We start from the raw sequence: 14,088 nt of genomic DNA, 5'->3' as shown, positions 1-14,088 counted from the left end.
GCAGAGGCGGCTCTTCGGGCACAATTGGCGCAGCAGGGGCTGACCCTGCTCAAGGTGCTGTCGAAGAAGGAAAGCTGAGGTGACAACCAGAGGGGAGCGCGGATGCGCGGGATAACCACCACCGCCGCCGATGCGCGCCGTTCGGGCAACCGGGTGGTGATCGCCGGTGTTGGGGCCATCGTGGCCATCCTGACCAGTGCCGCAGTATTCCTGTTCCTCAGCCTGCCAGATGCCAATGCGTTCAATGCCAAGGTCGAGCGGATCTTTGTCGAGAATGATGCGCTGACCGGTCAGGGCGAAATCAAGCTGCTGGAAATTCTGGCGCTCTCGGGCACGGCATTCTCGGAAACGTTGGTCAGCTACCGGATGGTGATTTTTGTGCTGCTGGTTTTTGCCACGGCGCTCTTGGTCGCCTCATTGGTGTTTCTGGTGATGCTGATCACCCTCAACCGCCGCATGGCGCAGATCGAGCGCTCTGGGATTCAAGTCAGTTCCCTGCTGATCAGCCGCGACGAAAAGACGGTCTATCTAAACGATATGGGCTTCAAGCTGACCGATGCCGCCATGGAAACGCTCAGCGTTCTGGCCGAGGCGCGGATGGATGATGACGTGATGACCGGGGCCGAGATTGAGGCGGTGATTTCAGGGCGCAAGCCCGAGGACTGTGAAGAGGCGGCAGGCGCCACGCGGATCAAACGCCTGCGTGATACCTTGGGCAATCAGCTGGTGAGTGAACTCTTGGTCAAGAATATCGCACGGCGGGGCTATATGCTTGCCATCGACAAGGATGTGATCCGGGTGATCTGAGGCGGCTCAGACCCCCAGTGCCGCTACCAGCCGCGACCAGTCATGCGCCCAGCCATCATCGTTGCGTTCGCTCAGGCGGATCATCCAAAGCTCCATCTCTTGCCCCGGCAGCGTTTTATCAAGGGGCACCAATCGCCCCTCGTCCAGATCGCGTTGCACCATGCCTTCGGGCAGCCATGCCACCCCGATTCCCCGGCGCGCATATTCATGCGCCGCCAGCGTCAGCGCGGTTTCGGCGCGGCGGCGCAGGAGGCGGTTTGCCGGAATACGCGGCAGGATCGCGCGCGCCATGATCTGCCCCAGAAATACATCTGCCGGATATCCGATGAACGGCAGGTCATTGCCCTGCGCCAGACGCGGGGCCGCCACGGGCCTTAGCCGCTCGCGCCCCAAAAGAACCTGCTCAAAGCTGCGGTTGAGCGTGAGTGGCGCAATTTCAGGCACGGCATAGACGACCGCCAGATCGGCCTCGCCCGACAAGAGGCGCAAGAGACATTCCTCGCGGTTGTCAGAGCGCACCCGCACCGGCCGCCCGCCCTGCGCGGTCAGGATGCTGACAATCGCGGGGGAATGGGTGGTGGTGATGGCATGCTGACAGGCAAGTGTGAGGCCACGCGCGCCGGCGCTCTGCATCAGGCTCTCGCGCAGGTGGCGCAATTGCGTGGCCAGCGCCCGCATCTCGCCTGATTGCGCCTCGATATCGGGCAAGAGGACGACAGGTTTGCGACGCCTGTCAAAGAGCGGCACGCCAAGCGCCTCTTCGATCGCACGCAGGCGGCGGGTAAAGGCGGATTGGCTGACATGCCGTATCTCGGCGGCGCGGGCGAGTGATCCGGCATCGGCCACCGCCAGAATATCATCCAACCATTCCAGCCGCATATTGCAATCCTTGCATTATATGGGGCGATAATAGCATTAGACGCGGCCTATGTCCCGCCTTAGCCTACGGAAAACGCATGTTAATGGAGGACACCCATGCATCTTGCCCGTTATCCCCGCCGCTTTCTCGCCCATCTGCCCACGCCGCTCGAGCGGCTGGACCGGTTGACCAAGGAATTGAACGGTCCGGAAATCTGGATCAAGCGGGATGATTGCACCGGCCTCAGCACCGGCGGCAACAAGACCCGCAAGCTGGAATTCCTGATGGCCGAGGCGGAATTGCAGGGCGCGGATATGGTGATGACCCAAGGGGCCACGCAATCCAACCATGCCCGTCAAACGGCAGCCTTTGCCGCCAAGCTGGGCATGGATTGCCACCTGCTGCTTGAGGATCGGACCGGATCGAACAACGCCAATTACAACAATGGCGGCAACGTTCTGTTGGATCACATGCATGGGGCGACCACGGAAAAGCGCCCCGGTGGCGGCGATATGAATGCCGAAATGGAAAAGGTCGCGGACAAGTTCCGTGCCGAGGGCCGCAATGTCTATACCATCCCCGGTGGTGGGTCGAACCCCACGGGCGCGCTGGGCTATGTCAACTGCGCCTTCGAGATGCTGGCGCAGTTCAATGATCGGGCGCTCAAGGTGGATCACATTGTCCATGCCACCGGCAGTGCTGGCACGCAGGCGGGGCTGATCACCGGCCTCAAGGCGATGAATGCGCAAATCCCGCTTTTGGGTATCGGTGTGCGCGCGCCCAAGGCCAAGCAGGAAGAGAATGTCTACAACCTCGCTTGCGCCACTGCTGAAAAGCTGGGCTGCGCCGGAGTGGTCAAGCGCGAGGATGTGGTCGCCAATACCGATTATGTCGGCGAAGGCTATGGTATTCCCACTGAATCCGGCATCGAAGCCATTCACATGTTTGCCGAACTAGAGGCGATCCTGCTTGATCCGGTCTATTCAGCCAAAGGGGCCGCAGGCTTTATCGACCTCATTCGCAAGGGCCATTTCAAGAAAGGCGAGCGCGTCGTCTTTCTGCATACCGGCGGTGCGGTCGCGCTCTTTGGCTATGACAGCGCCTTTGATTTCTCGGGACGCTGGAAGAAGTAACCCACCCCACAGGGTGAGCAAGACAGAGCCCCGCAGCAATGCGGGGTTTTCCATGCCCGACATATCCGGTAAAGCGCTCTGGAACCCATATTTGCCGGCGGAAGAGCACGCATGAAATTCACATTGTCCTGGCTGAAAGAGCATCTGGAAACCACCGCCTCGGTGGAGGAGATCGCCGAGACCCTGACCGATCTGGGTCTGGAGGTGGAGGGGATCACCGATCCCGCCGCGCGGCTGCGTGACTTTACCATCGGCAAGGTGCTCAAGGCGGAACCACATCCTGATGCGGACCGGCTGCGCGTTTGTCAGGTGGCCACGGCGGATGGCGAGACACAGATCATCTGCGGTGCGCCCAATGCACGTGAGGGGATCACCGTGGTCATCGCCAAGCCGGGCGTTTACGTGCCGGGGATCGACACCACCATCGGCGTGGGCAAGATCCGTGGCATCGAGAGCCACGGCATGATGTGTTCCGAACGCGAGATGGAGTTGAGCGAAGAGCACGACGGCATTATCGAACTGCCCTCTGGCGAGGTGGGCCAGCGGTTCACCGATTGGCTGGCCGCGCATGAGCCTGCCAAGGTGGACCCGGTGATCGAGATCGCCATCACCCCCAACCGCCCCGATGCGCTTGGCGTGCGCGGCGTGGCGCTTGATCTCGCGGCGCGAGGATTGGGCACCATGAAGCCCGCCAAGACCGTTGACATAGAAGGGCAGTTTTCCTGCCCCATCGGTGTGACGATTGACGAAAACACCGCTACCGGCGGCTGTGAGGTTTTTGCCGGGCGCTTGATCCGGGGGGTCAAGAATGGTCCGTCGCCCGAATGGCTGCAACAGCGGTTGCGGGCCATCGGGCTGCGTCCGATCTCGACCCTCGTCGATATCACCAATTTCTTCACCTATGACCGCAACCGCCCCCTGCATGTGTTTGACGCCGACAAGGTCAGCGGTAATTTGCGGGTGCACCGCACAACGGGCGGCGAGACGTTGAGCGGCCTTGACGACAAGGAATACACCTTTGGTCCCGGTCAGGTGGTGATCTCCGATGACACCGGCATCGAGAGCATTGGTGGTATCATGGGTGGCCTTGCGACCGGCTGCACCGACGAGACCGTGAATGTCTTTCTCGAAGCGGCGGTTTGGGACACGGTGCAGATCGCCACAACGGGCCGTGCCCTGCGCATCAACTCCGACGCGCGCTATCGCAACGAGCGTGGCATTGATCCAGCGTTCAACATGGAAGCATTGGATCTGGCGACGCAGATGATCCTTGATCTCTGCGGCGGTGTGCCCTCGAACCGCGTGGTCGCGGGCAAGGTGCCGGACGTGAGCCGCGCCTATCGGCTGGATACGGCGCGGGTGCAATCGCTTGTGGGGATGGATATCCCCGAGAGCGAGCAGCGCCAGACGCTGACCGCCCTCGGCTTCAAGCTCGAAGGCAATATGGCCTATGTCCCGAGCTGGCGTCCGGATATTCTGGGCGAAGCCGATCTGGTGGAAGAGGTGGCGCGGATTGCGTCCCTGACCAAGCTGAAAGGCCGCCCGATGGCGCGCGCCCTGCCGGGCGTGCCGAAACCGATCCTAAGCCCGATGCAAAAGCGCGAGCAGATCGCGCGGCGCACAGGTGCGGCGCTCGGCTATAATGAATGTGTCACCTACAGCTTTATCGACCATGCGGCGGCAACGCTCTTTGGCGGCGGCGATGATGCCACGATGTTGGCCAATCCGATCAGCTCGGATCTCAGCCACATGCGCCCAGACCTGCTTCCGGGTCTCTTGCGGGCAGCTGCGCGCAATCAGGCGCGGGGGATCATGGATCTGGCGTTGTTCGAGGTGGGGCATGCCTTTCATGGTGGCGAGCCGGGCGATCAGCATTTGCAGGTTGCGGGCCTCCTTGTGGGGCGCACCGGGCCCAAGGATGTGCATGGCGCGGCGCGTGCGGTCGATGTGTTTGATGCCAAGGCCGATGCCGAGGCGATCCTCGCCGCCATCAGCGCGCCCGCCAAGGTGCAGATCCTGCGTGACGGTCCGGCGTGGTTCCATCCCGGACGGCATGGGCGGATTTGTCTCGGCCCCAAGAAGGTGTTGGGCATCTTTGGCGAAGTGCATCCGCGCGTCTTGCAGGCGCTAGACGTCAAGGGGCCTGCCGTGGCCTTCACCCTCTATCCGGCGGAAATTCCGCTGCCGCGCAAGACCTCTGCCAGTAGGGGCGCGCTCGACATCAGCGATTTGCAGGCGGTCGAGCGCGATTTCGCCTTTGTCGTGGACGCACAAACCGAGGCGTTGACCCTGATCAACGCCGCCGCAGGGGCCGACAAGGCCCTGATCGAGGATGTTCGGGTGTTTGACGCGTTCAGCGGCGGCAGTCTGGGGGAGGGCAAGAAATCTCTCGCCCTGACCGTGCGCCTGCAACCGCGCGACAAGACCCTGACCGAGGCCGAGATCGAGGCGGTTTCGGCCAAGATCATCGAGAAAGTGACCAAGGCCACCGGCGGCGTGCTGCGGGGCTGAAGAAAAAGGAGGAAACCATGCTCAAGGTCTATCTGTCAGGCGAAATCCATACCGATTGGCGAGAGCAGATCATCGAGGGGTCCAAGGGACTTGATGTGGTGTTCTCGAGCCCGGTCACGGATCACGCCGCCAGCGACGACTGTGGCGTGGCGATTCTGGGCGAAGAGCCGAACAAATATTGGCACGACCACAAAGGCGCGATGGTCAATGCCATCCGCACCCGCAAAGGCCTAGCCGAGGCGGATGTGGTCGTGGTGCGTTTTGGCGAGCAATACAAACAATGGAACGCAGCCTTTGACGCGGGCTATGCCGCGGCGCTTGGCAAGTCCCTGATCATTCTGCAACGCCCGGAACATGACCATGCCCTCAAGGAAGTGGATGCCGCCGCCCTCGCCGTGGCGCGCGAACCGGCGCAAGTGGTGGACCTGCTGCGCTATGTCCTGACTGGAACCTTGCCGCGCTAGGTGGGCGTGCTGCTCATGTGAAGGGGATCACCAGCCCGACAAGGATCAAGAGGGCCCCCGACCCGATGTTCATCCGCCTGAGCGCCGCCGGACTTTGCAAGAGGCGGCGCGCGCGATCCAGAAAGAGCGCAAGTGCCAGATTGCCCAGCATTGGGATAATGGCAGAGATGGCGAGGATCGCCGCGATGTCTGGCGCTGTGACCTGCGAGAGGTCGAAAAAACCCGGCAGAAATCCCATGTAAAATAGGATTGCCTTGGGGTTGCCGATCACCGCTGCGACGCCCACGGAAAAGCCCGCCCAGATGCCGGGGCGGGTCATGCGGCTATCGGCACCGGGCACCCGCGCAGGCGCGCGGATCAGCAAAAGACCCATCGCAATGAATACCCCCGCTGCAACCCAACGCAAGAGGCTGAGGGCGTCGCCATAGAGCGACAGCACCCACGCAAGGCCGAGGATGGCACAGAGCGGCCAGATCAGATCGCCCAAGGCCACACCCACCGCCAGAGGCCACGCTCCGGCCATGCCGCCCGAGAGGGCGCGCGCGGTGAGCGCCACCCAAACCGGCCCCGGCACGGCCCAGAGGCCCGCCATGGCGGCGGCATAGAGCGCCAGTTGTTCCCCTGTGACTGTCATTCACACGCTCCCGATCACACGGCTCAGCCCACCGTCTTCGACCACTTCGATATGCTGCGCCCTGTCACCCAGTTCGGTGAAAAGCTCCGGCCCGGTGCCGGTCATCCACGCCTGAGCACCCAGAGCGCAGATTTCGTCATAGAGGGCGGCACGGCGGGTGGCGTCAAGATGGGCCGCGACCTCATCCAGCAACAAGAGCGGTGGTGCCCCGAAATCGCGGGCGAGTGCACGGGCATTGGCGAGGATGAGCGAGACCAAGAGCGCCTTTTGCTCTCCGGTAGAGCAGTCGGCGGCGGGCACGCCTTTGGCGGCATAGACGCCATAGAGATCGGCGCGGTGCGGACCGATAAGGGTGCGCCCGGCCAAAAGGTCGCGAAAGCGGCTCTCGGCCAGCGCCTGACGCAGGTCATCGGCGGTCTCGGGCATCTCGCCTTCGGTTTGGGTAAGCTCAAGCTCGGCGGTCGGAAAGGCGGTTTCGGCCTGCATCTGCGCGCCTGCGATCAGCGCTAGGGCATGCTGGCGGTTGGCGTGGATTTCGGCGCCTGCATCGGCCATTTGCCGTTCAAGGGCGAGATACCATTGCGCATCGCGGACCTGATCCTTGAGCAGGCGGTTGCGCTCGCGCATCGCCTTGTCATAAGCAAGCGTGGCTTCGGCATGGGCGGGAACAAAGCTCATGGTCATCCGATCGAGAAAACGGCGGCGCCCGTCCGCCCCTTCGATCCAGAGACGGTCCATGGCAGGGATGAGCCAAAGCACGCGCGCGACGCGCCCGAGCGCAATCTGCGTGGCGGTCTTGCCGTCGATGCGGACCTGACGGGCGGCCATGCCCTCGGCGAAGGTTTCGACTTCGTGGACCTGATGCAGGGAATGCAGGATCGTGGTGATCTTCCAACCGAGCGCCTCGGGTCGCCGTGCCATATCCTGCGCCGCCGCGCGCCGCAGGCCACGACCGGGCGACAAAAGAGAGACCGCCTCGATCAGATTGGTCTTGCCTGCGCCATTCAGCCCATGAATTGCCACAGGCCGCGCATCCAGCGACAATCGCCCGAATTTATGCGAGCGGAAATGCGAGAGGGTCAATTCCGAGAGGTAAAGGCCGGGCATTCACGGCCCTTTCATCGTTCCGAAAAATACTCCCGCCGGAGGCTCCGACAGGGGTCACACCCGCATCGGCATGACGACATAGACCGCTGTCGTGTCATTGCCTTCGCGCATCAACGTGGGATCGCCCGAAGAGTTGAACAGGAAAACGGCGTTCTCGCGGTCCACCTGACTGGCAATTTCCAGAAGGTACTTGGCGTTGAATCCAATCTCCAGCCGTTCATCGCCATAGGCCACGGCCAATTCTTCTTCGGCAGCACCGCTGTCGGGGGCATTGACCGAGAGGATCAGACGGTCTTCGTCAAGCGAGAGTTTCACAGCGCGCGAACGCTCGGAACTCACAGTGGCGACACGGTCGACGGCTTGCGCAAACTCTGCGGCGTCTACTTCCATTCGGCGGGTGTTGCCCTGTGGGATGACGCGGGTGTAGTCGGGGAATGTCCCGTCGATCACCTTTGAGGTGAGGGTGATATCAGGGGTGGCAAAGCGGATCTTGGTTTCCGAGACCGAGACCGCGATCTTCATGTCATCGTCTTCCAAAAGCTTGCGCAATTCGCCCACCGTCTTGCGCGGGACGATCACACCGGGCATGTCCGACGCGCCATCGGGCAGGTCGGCATCAATACGCGCGAGACGGTGGCCATCGGTGGCCACACAGCGCAGAACCTTGCCGCCATCGGCGTCAGAGACATGCAGATAGACGCCATTGAGGTAATAGCGGGTTTCCTCGGTTGAAATGGCGAATTTCGATTTGTCGAAGAGACGGCGCAGCACGGGTGCCGGGGCCGAGAAATTGCTCGCGTATTCCGAGGAGGCCATCACCGGAAAATCTTCCTTCGGCAATGTGGCCAGATTGAAATTGGAGCGACCGGCCTGAACCGTGAGGCGGCCAGAGGCCCCATCGTCGCTCAGCGTGACGAGCGACCCATCGGGTAGTTTGCGCACGATTTCATGCAGCATGACCGCCGATACGGTCGTGGCTCCGGCACGCTCGACCTGGGCCGGGGCCTTGTCCACCACCTCGATATCAAGATCGGTGGCGCGGAACTGCACGCTGTTGCCCTCGGCCTCGATCAGCACATTGGCGAGGATTGGAATGGTGTTGCGCCGTTCGACCACAGATTGGGCCTGGGACACGGCCTTGAGCAATGCGCCGCGTTCGATGCTGAGTTTCATTCCCTCGCTCCTGTCAGGTGCCGGTTCAACGCCGGGAGGGGCAAGGTAGCAACTCTACCCCGCACCTCAAGTGTTTTCTGGTGTTTTCGGCTGGAAAACCGGCAGCGTCAAGGGCTGCCGCCTCTTACCCTTCCAGCGTGCGGCGCAGAAGCTCCAAGTCTTCGGCGATCTGCGCATCCTGAATACGCAATTCGTCAATACGCTTGACGCCGTGCATAATTGTGGTGTGATCGCGGCCTCCAAAGCGGCGGCCAATTTCCGGGAGCGAGCGCGAGGTCATCTGCTTGCACAGATACATCGCCACCTGACGGGGCCGGGCATAGCAGCGCGTGCGTTTGGGGCCAATCATGTCGCTCAGGCGGATGTTGTAATGGTCCGAGACCTTGCGCTGAATTTCCTCGATGGACACCTTACGCTCGGAGGCACGCAGCACGTCCGCCAGACAATCCTGCGTCAGTTCCAGCGTGATCGGTTTGCGCACCAGCGAGGCAAAGGCAAAGAGCCGGGTCATCGCCCCTTCGAGCACGCGGACATTGGTGCTGATCCGGTGGGCTAGGAATTCGAGCACCCCGTCATTCAGCACGAGGTCAGGGTATTGCGCGCGGTAGCGATCGACCTTGGATTGCAGGATGCCAAGGCGCAATTCGTAATCGGTCGGATGCAGGTCAACCACGAGGCCACATTGCAGGCGTGACTTGATGCGTTCCTCGAGGTTGGCAATCTCGCCGGGGGCGCGGTCGGCAGAAATCACGATCTGCTTGTTCTGATCCACGAGGGCGTTGAAGGTGTGAAAAAACTCTTCTTGGGTGCTGTCCTTGCCGGCGATGAACTGCACATCGTCCACCATCAGCACATCGACCGAGCGGAACACGGATTTGAAATCCATCATCTTGCGGTCGCGCAGCGCCTGAACGAAGCGATACATGAACTGTTCCGCCGAGAGATAGACGACGTTGAGGTCGGGCCTGGTGATCTTCAACTCCCAGGCAATCGCATGCATCAGGTGGGTCTTGCCCAGCCCGACGCCGCCATAAAGAAACAGCGGATTGAAGGTCACGGGGCCACATTCGGCCACCCGGCGCGCGGCGGCATGGGCCAGCTCGTTGGGCTTGCCCACGACGAAACTGTCAAAGGTAAACCGCTCGTCCAGCGGGGCAGACGGCACGAGGCTATCGGCCAGAGGTTCCACCGGGGCAGGCGCGGCGGGCCGGGTGGGGCGCGTGCCACTGTTGGCCGCGACGCGGAACTGCACCCGCCTGACATCCGGAGCGAGGCTGCTCATCTGATAGAGGATCAACTCGCCGAAATGTTGCGAGACATAATTGCCAAGAAACGTCGTAGGCACATGAAAGGTCGCAACACCATCATCGACGCGGGCGAATTCGAGTGGTTCGATCCAGTTCTTGAAATTGCTCTGCCCGATGGATTGCTGAAGTTTCTGCTTCAACTGGCCCCATTGCTCTTGTGTCATTCTGTCCCCGTTCCGCGACTCTGCCGTTCTTCTCAAACCGGATCGAACAGCAGCTGCTCGACCCCGTGCGACACGAGTCTGAGTGTGGCAAAAGACCATACGGGCCGTTGTCACAGCAACGGTCGCGTGTTCCTTCGTCAACAAGCGCGCATTCTGGGGTCAATCACCTTGGATGCGCGGCCCGTCCCAAAGCCACGCGGTTCTTGACCGCAAAATACATTCGCATTGGACATGGCCAGAGCAAAATGCTCAGTTGCGGTGCCGTGACCGAGGTATTCCCTCTGTGTCCGGCGCCGATGCAGCCTGTCCCCCCAAGCGTGAATCGCAGGTCTGAAACTAGCAACCTCAGAGGCGCGGCGGCAACTATTCTATGCGCTTGACACGCGCTTTGACTGAAAAGAATCTCTGGCCGCCTTCAGACCGCCAAACATGCAAAAGGCAGCGCCGGGAGCGCTGCCTTTTACTTTCAATGGGTTGCTTCTCAGCTCTGTGCGATGGCCTTGACGCGGGCCGACAGGCGCGAAATTTTGCGCGATGCGGTGTTCTTGTGAACCACACCTTTGGTCACGCCACGCATCAACTCGGGTTGCGCGTTGCGCAGGGCGGTCACGGCTGCTTCTTGATCGCCAGAGGCGATGGCCTCTTCGACCTTGCGCAGGAAGGTGCGGATGCGCGAGCGGCGGGATTTGTTGACGGCGAAACGCTTTTCGTTCTGACGGGCGCGTTTCTTGGACTGCGGCGTATTGGCCATGAGAGTGAGCCTTTCTCGGTTCGATATGTGTAAACGCACGTCATACCCAACCGGGACCCCCGCCGAACGGGGTGATTCTTGCCTGAGCGGGCATCACGCGCATGTCTGGCGTGCCGTATACGCCAGTTGGTCCGGAATGCAAGCCCCTCTGGGTGGTGTGCTCAGTCGCCCAGCGTGGCGTGAACCTCGTCAAGGTCAATCTCGCCCACGGGCATCTTGTTGGCGGGATTCTCGAAATCGTATTTGAAGAGGTCGAAATCGCGTTTGTAGATCTCGTAGATCAGATGCATCGACAGATCGTCGAAATAATCCTCGACCGGATGGGCGCGTTTGGGCCCGTGGCCCTCGGATTCGTTAAAGCGCGGGATCGTCTTGAGGTCGATCTTGTGCTTGGTATTGATGGCAGCCAACACCTCGCCCATGCCCTCATCGAATTTCTCGGTCCAGAAAATCTTGTCGTAGCGGCCACCGTTCACGATGAAGGTCGAGATATGGCCGGACATCGCGGACCAGTGAATATCTGGCTCCATCGGACGTTTCCAGCGGATGGTATCGCGCGCGAAAAGCAGGAAACGACGAAAGCTCTTGATCTGGTCAAACTCTTGTTTGCCGTCGTCGCCGCCCACCTCGATCCCATATTTCTGGATGATGGTCGGCACCAGTTTGCCGCGATAGCGACTTCCATTGCGCTGGATGCCGCAGATTTTGTCAAAGAAGGACGACAGGATGCGGGTATAGGGATTGCGCACGCAGGAAAAGGCGTAGGACGTATGGGTTTTGACATTGGCATTGATCAGTTTCTGGCTGTCTTCCCGCGCCCATTTATGAAGGCCCTCGGTGGCGTCGTGAATGTCGCCATCAAAGAACACACCATGGTCGGAGTAGTAGAGAATCTGGCCGATGGTCGAGCAGGCGCATTTTGGCACCACGCGGTAGACCACGCTCTCGCTCTCGGTCATCCAGGTTCCGGGAAATCCCATGATCACTGCCTCCGCCATCACTTTCCCGCTTGATGCGGGCTTCACCCTGTCTAACCTGTTCAAAAAACCAAAGAAAGTCTGTTTATTCAGGCGCTGTTCACCGTTAATGCTATAAACAGTCGGTCAATCGAAGGTTAAACCGTTTCCGTAATGGCAAAGATCGCATTCATCCTGCTGTGTCACAAGGACCCTGAGGCGATCATCCGTCAGGCAGAGATGCTGACGGCGGCTGGCGATTACATGGCAATCCACTTCGACGCCCGCGCCAAGCCAGAGGCATTTACCCGGATCAAAACGGCATTGGCGGACAATCCCAATGTGACCTTTGCGAAGAAACGGATCAAATGCGGCTGGGGCGCGTGGTCGCTGGTGCAGGCCACGCTCTATGCGGTTGAGGCGGCGGTAGACGAATTCCCGCGCGCCACGCATTTCTACATGCTGTCGGGCGATTGCGCCCCGATCAAATCAGCGCGGTTCGCGCATCAGTTCCTCGACAATCGCGATGTCGACTATGTCGAGAGCTTCGATTATTTCGACAGCGAGTGGATCAAGACCGGGATGAAGGAAGAGCGGCTTATCTATCGCCACTTCTTCAACGAGCGAACCCAGCCAAAGCGGTTCTATGCCTCCTTCAACCTCCAGCGCAAATTGGGGCTGACGCGCGCCATTCCCCATGACATCCAGATCCAGATCGGAAGCCAATGGTGGTGTTTGCGGCGGCGCACGGTAGAGTGGATTCTCGAATTCACGCGGCGTCGGCGCGACGTGATGCGATTCTTCCGCACCACCTGGATTCCGGACGAGACCTTTTTTCAGACGCTCGTGCGGCATCTCGTGCCCGAGCGCGAGATCGAGACGCGCACGCTGACCTTTCTCATGTTCACAGATTACGGCATGCCGGTGACGTTCTATAATGACCACTATGACCTGCTGCTCAGTCAGGACTATCTCTTTGCCCGCAAGATCAGCCCCGAAGCACTCGAGTTGAAGCGGCGGTTGGGCACGCTCTATTCTGATGACAAGGCACATTTCCAGATTTCAAACGAGGGCCGCAGCCTGTTTCAATTCCTGACCGCGCGCGGGCGCGAGGGACGGCGGTTTGCCCAGCGGTTCTGGGAAACCGAGAGCACTTTGGGCCGCGAGCGCGAATTGATGATCGTCGTGTGCAAGAAGTGGCATGTGGCCAAGCGCCTGCTGGAGCGTATCCGACAGGTCACGAACTTGCCCGCAATCGAATACCTCTTCAATGAAGAGGGCACGGCCCTGCCCGATCTGGGCGGGCTTCAGGCCACCTTGGCCAAGCGGACACGGCACCGGCGCGCGCTGATGCGGATGCTGTTCGATTTTTACGAGACCGACCGGCTTTTGGTCTGCATGGACCCTGGCAGCATTGATCTCTTGCAGGATTTCTGTGGCGATCGTGCCGTGACCAAGCTCTTGGAAATTCAGTGCCACTTCACCGATGAGTATCTGACGGGGCATGCCATGCGTGTGGGGCTGGCGGGCGAGCAGACCCCGCCCGAGACATTGGAGCGCCTGTTGCCGACGATCCGAGGCGACATGACCTATGAAAGTGACCGCATTCGCGATTCCGAGTTCGAGAATCACATGATCCTGCGGCAATCGGACGACAAGGGTCAACGCGCCGACTTGCTGGCGCGGTTCCTTGATATTCCGCGCGAAAAAGCGCAGGAAATCGCAGAACCCGACCACCTGTTTGCAGATTGAGGACGCGCCATGCCCCATGCCTATGATCCCCAGAACATCTTTGCCCGCATTCTACGCGGCGAGATACCCAACAAGACCGTGCTGGAGACGGCGCATACCCTTGCCTTTCATGATATTCAGCCGCAAGCGCCGGTGCATGTGCTGGCGATCCCCAAGGGTGCCTATACCAGCTATGACCATTTCGCCGCCGAGGCGAGCGATGCCGAGATCGTCGATTTCAACCGCGCTGTGGCAGAGGTGTGTCGCATGACGGGTGTCGATCTGGGCGCAGGCGGTCAAGGGTTCCGTGCCATAACCAATGCCGGCGCCCATGGTGTGCAAGAGGTGCCGCATTACCATCTGCATATCTTGGGCGGTCGTCCGCTGGGCCGGATGCTGGCGCGCGCCGAAAGCTGAGCGAACCCCGCTTGTGCCGCAGATGAGATGCGCCCATATGGGGCACATTGGTCAGACACAGGACTTGGCAGGCA

General features: G+C 60.7%; 13 protein-coding genes. 6 read left to right on the top strand and 7 right to left on the bottom strand.

All coding sequences use genetic code 11. The features are described from left to right. The first annotated feature begins 102 nt into the window (after window positions 1–102). Window positions 103–807, top strand: a complete 705-nt coding sequence (locus KBT70_RS20225; protein WP_296638421.1) for a hypothetical protein — start codon at window positions 103–105, stop codon at window positions 805–807. Between the two features lie 6 nt (window positions 808–813). Here the strand turns inward: KBT70_RS20225 and KBT70_RS20220 are convergent, their stop codons facing one another. Then, window positions 814–1,686, bottom strand: coding sequence for a LysR substrate-binding domain-containing protein (locus tag KBT70_RS20220; RefSeq protein WP_296638418.1), 873 nt, complete (start codon window positions 1,684–1,686; stop codon window positions 814–816). Between the two features lie 96 nt (window positions 1,687–1,782). Between KBT70_RS20220 and KBT70_RS20215 the strand changes: the two genes are divergently transcribed. From KBT70_RS20215 to KBT70_RS20205, 3 genes are all read left to right on the top strand, one after another. Further along, window positions 1,783–2,799, top strand: a complete 1,017-nt coding sequence (locus KBT70_RS20215; protein WP_296638415.1) for a D-cysteine desulfhydrase — start codon at window positions 1,783–1,785, stop codon at window positions 2,797–2,799. A gap of 111 nt (window positions 2,800–2,910) precedes the next feature. Beyond that, window positions 2,911–5,310, top strand: a complete 2,400-nt coding sequence (gene pheT / locus KBT70_RS20210; RefSeq protein ID WP_296638412.1) for a phenylalanine--tRNA ligase subunit beta — start codon at window positions 2,911–2,913, stop codon at window positions 5,308–5,310. 17 nt (window positions 5,311–5,327) lie between these two features. Next, on the top strand, window positions 5,328–5,774 hold the full coding sequence (locus tag KBT70_RS20205; protein ID WP_296638408.1) for a YtoQ family protein: 447 nt from the start codon (window positions 5,328–5,330) through the stop codon (window positions 5,772–5,774). Window positions 5,775–5,787: 13 nt separating this feature from the next. Here the strand turns inward: KBT70_RS20205 and KBT70_RS20200 are convergent, their stop codons facing one another. The 6 genes from KBT70_RS20200 to KBT70_RS20175 form a co-directional block, all read right to left on the bottom strand. Continuing rightward, window positions 5,788–6,408: a LysE family translocator gene (locus KBT70_RS20200; RefSeq protein WP_296638406.1), complete on the bottom strand. Its 621-nt coding sequence runs from the start codon at window positions 6,406–6,408 to the stop codon at window positions 5,788–5,790. Continuing rightward, the gene (recF, locus tag KBT70_RS20195; protein ID WP_296638403.1) at window positions 6,409–7,515 is read right to left on the bottom strand and encodes a DNA replication/repair protein RecF; all 1,107 of its coding nucleotides are present in this window, start codon (window positions 7,513–7,515) and stop codon (window positions 6,409–6,411) included. 54 nt (window positions 7,516–7,569) lie between these two features. Beyond that, window positions 7,570–8,688, bottom strand: coding sequence for a DNA polymerase III subunit beta (gene dnaN, locus KBT70_RS20190; RefSeq protein ID WP_008281276.1), 1,119 nt, complete (start codon window positions 8,686–8,688; stop codon window positions 7,570–7,572). A 124-nt stretch (window positions 8,689–8,812) separates the two neighbouring features. Further along, window positions 8,813–10,159, bottom strand: a complete 1,347-nt coding sequence (gene dnaA / locus KBT70_RS20185) for a chromosomal replication initiator protein DnaA (protein WP_296638395.1) — start codon at window positions 10,157–10,159, stop codon at window positions 8,813–8,815. 481 nt (window positions 10,160–10,640) lie between these two features. Beyond that, complete coding sequence (gene rpsT, locus KBT70_RS20180; protein ID WP_296638389.1) at window positions 10,641–10,910, bottom strand: 30S ribosomal protein S20; 270 nt, start codon at window positions 10,908–10,910, stop codon at window positions 10,641–10,643. Between the two features lie 161 nt (window positions 10,911–11,071). Continuing rightward, window positions 11,072–11,890 carry a sulfotransferase family protein gene (locus KBT70_RS20175; RefSeq protein WP_296638430.1) on the bottom strand — a complete coding sequence of 273 codons (819 nt, stop codon included), beginning with the start codon at window positions 11,888–11,890 and terminating at the stop codon, window positions 11,072–11,074. Window positions 11,891–12,040: 150 nt separating this feature from the next. Between KBT70_RS20175 and KBT70_RS20170 the strand changes: the two genes are divergently transcribed. Both KBT70_RS20170 and KBT70_RS20165 read left to right on the top strand, forming a co-directional pair. Beyond that, window positions 12,041–13,618 (top strand): DUF5928 domain-containing protein, encoded by a 1,578-nt coding sequence (locus KBT70_RS20170; protein ID WP_296638385.1) that lies wholly within the window; start codon window positions 12,041–12,043, stop codon window positions 13,616–13,618. Window positions 13,619–13,627: 9 nt separating this feature from the next. Continuing rightward, on the top strand, window positions 13,628–14,014 hold the full coding sequence (locus KBT70_RS20165; RefSeq protein ID WP_296638380.1) for an HIT domain-containing protein: 387 nt from the start codon (window positions 13,628–13,630) through the stop codon (window positions 14,012–14,014). Window positions 14,015–14,088: the final 74 nt, after the last annotated feature.

Origin of the sequence: Roseovarius sp., assembly GCF_018066915.1 — a bacterium.
Taxonomy (GTDB): domain Bacteria; phylum Pseudomonadota; class Alphaproteobacteria; order Rhodobacterales; family Rhodobacteraceae; genus Roseovarius.
This window is presented reverse-complemented; position numbering and strand designations above follow the sequence as displayed.

Excerpts from the sequence above, each read along its gene's own strand:
- KBT70_RS20215 (WP_296638415.1), top strand. The coding sequence starts at position 1,783 with ATGCATCTTGCCCGTTATCCCCGCCGCTTTCTCGCCCATCTGCCCACG.
- KBT70_RS20165 (WP_296638380.1), top strand. The coding sequence starts at position 13,628 with ATGCCCCATGCCTATGATCCCCAGAACATCTTTGCCCGCATTCTACGC.
- rpsT (WP_296638389.1), bottom strand. The coding sequence starts at position 10,910 with ATGGCCAATACGCCGCAGTCCAAGAAACGCGCCCGTCAGAACGAAAAG.
- KBT70_RS20170 (WP_296638385.1), top strand. The coding sequence starts at position 12,041 with ATGGCAAAGATCGCATTCATCCTGCTGTGTCACAAGGACCCTGAGGCG.
- pheT (WP_296638412.1), top strand. The coding sequence starts at position 2,911 with ATGAAATTCACATTGTCCTGGCTGAAAGAGCATCTGGAAACCACCGCC.
- KBT70_RS20205 (WP_296638408.1), top strand. The coding sequence starts at position 5,328 with ATGCTCAAGGTCTATCTGTCAGGCGAAATCCATACCGATTGGCGAGAG.
- KBT70_RS20225 (WP_296638421.1), top strand. The coding sequence starts at position 103 with ATGCGCGGGATAACCACCACCGCCGCCGATGCGCGCCGTTCGGGCAAC.
- recF (WP_296638403.1), bottom strand. The coding sequence starts at position 7,515 with ATGCCCGGCCTTTACCTCTCGGAATTGACCCTCTCGCATTTCCGCTCG.
- KBT70_RS20220 (WP_296638418.1), bottom strand. The coding sequence starts at position 1,686 with ATGCGGCTGGAATGGTTGGATGATATTCTGGCGGTGGCCGATGCCGGA.
- dnaN (WP_008281276.1), bottom strand. The coding sequence starts at position 8,688 with ATGAAACTCAGCATCGAACGCGGCGCATTGCTCAAGGCCGTGTCCCAG.
- dnaA (WP_296638395.1), bottom strand. The coding sequence starts at position 10,159 with ATGACACAAGAGCAATGGGGCCAGTTGAAGCAGAAACTTCAGCAATCC.
- KBT70_RS20175 (WP_296638430.1), bottom strand. The coding sequence starts at position 11,890 with ATGGGATTTCCCGGAACCTGGATGACCGAGAGCGAGAGCGTGGTCTAC.
- KBT70_RS20200 (WP_296638406.1), bottom strand. The coding sequence starts at position 6,408 with ATGACAGTCACAGGGGAACAACTGGCGCTCTATGCCGCCGCCATGGCG.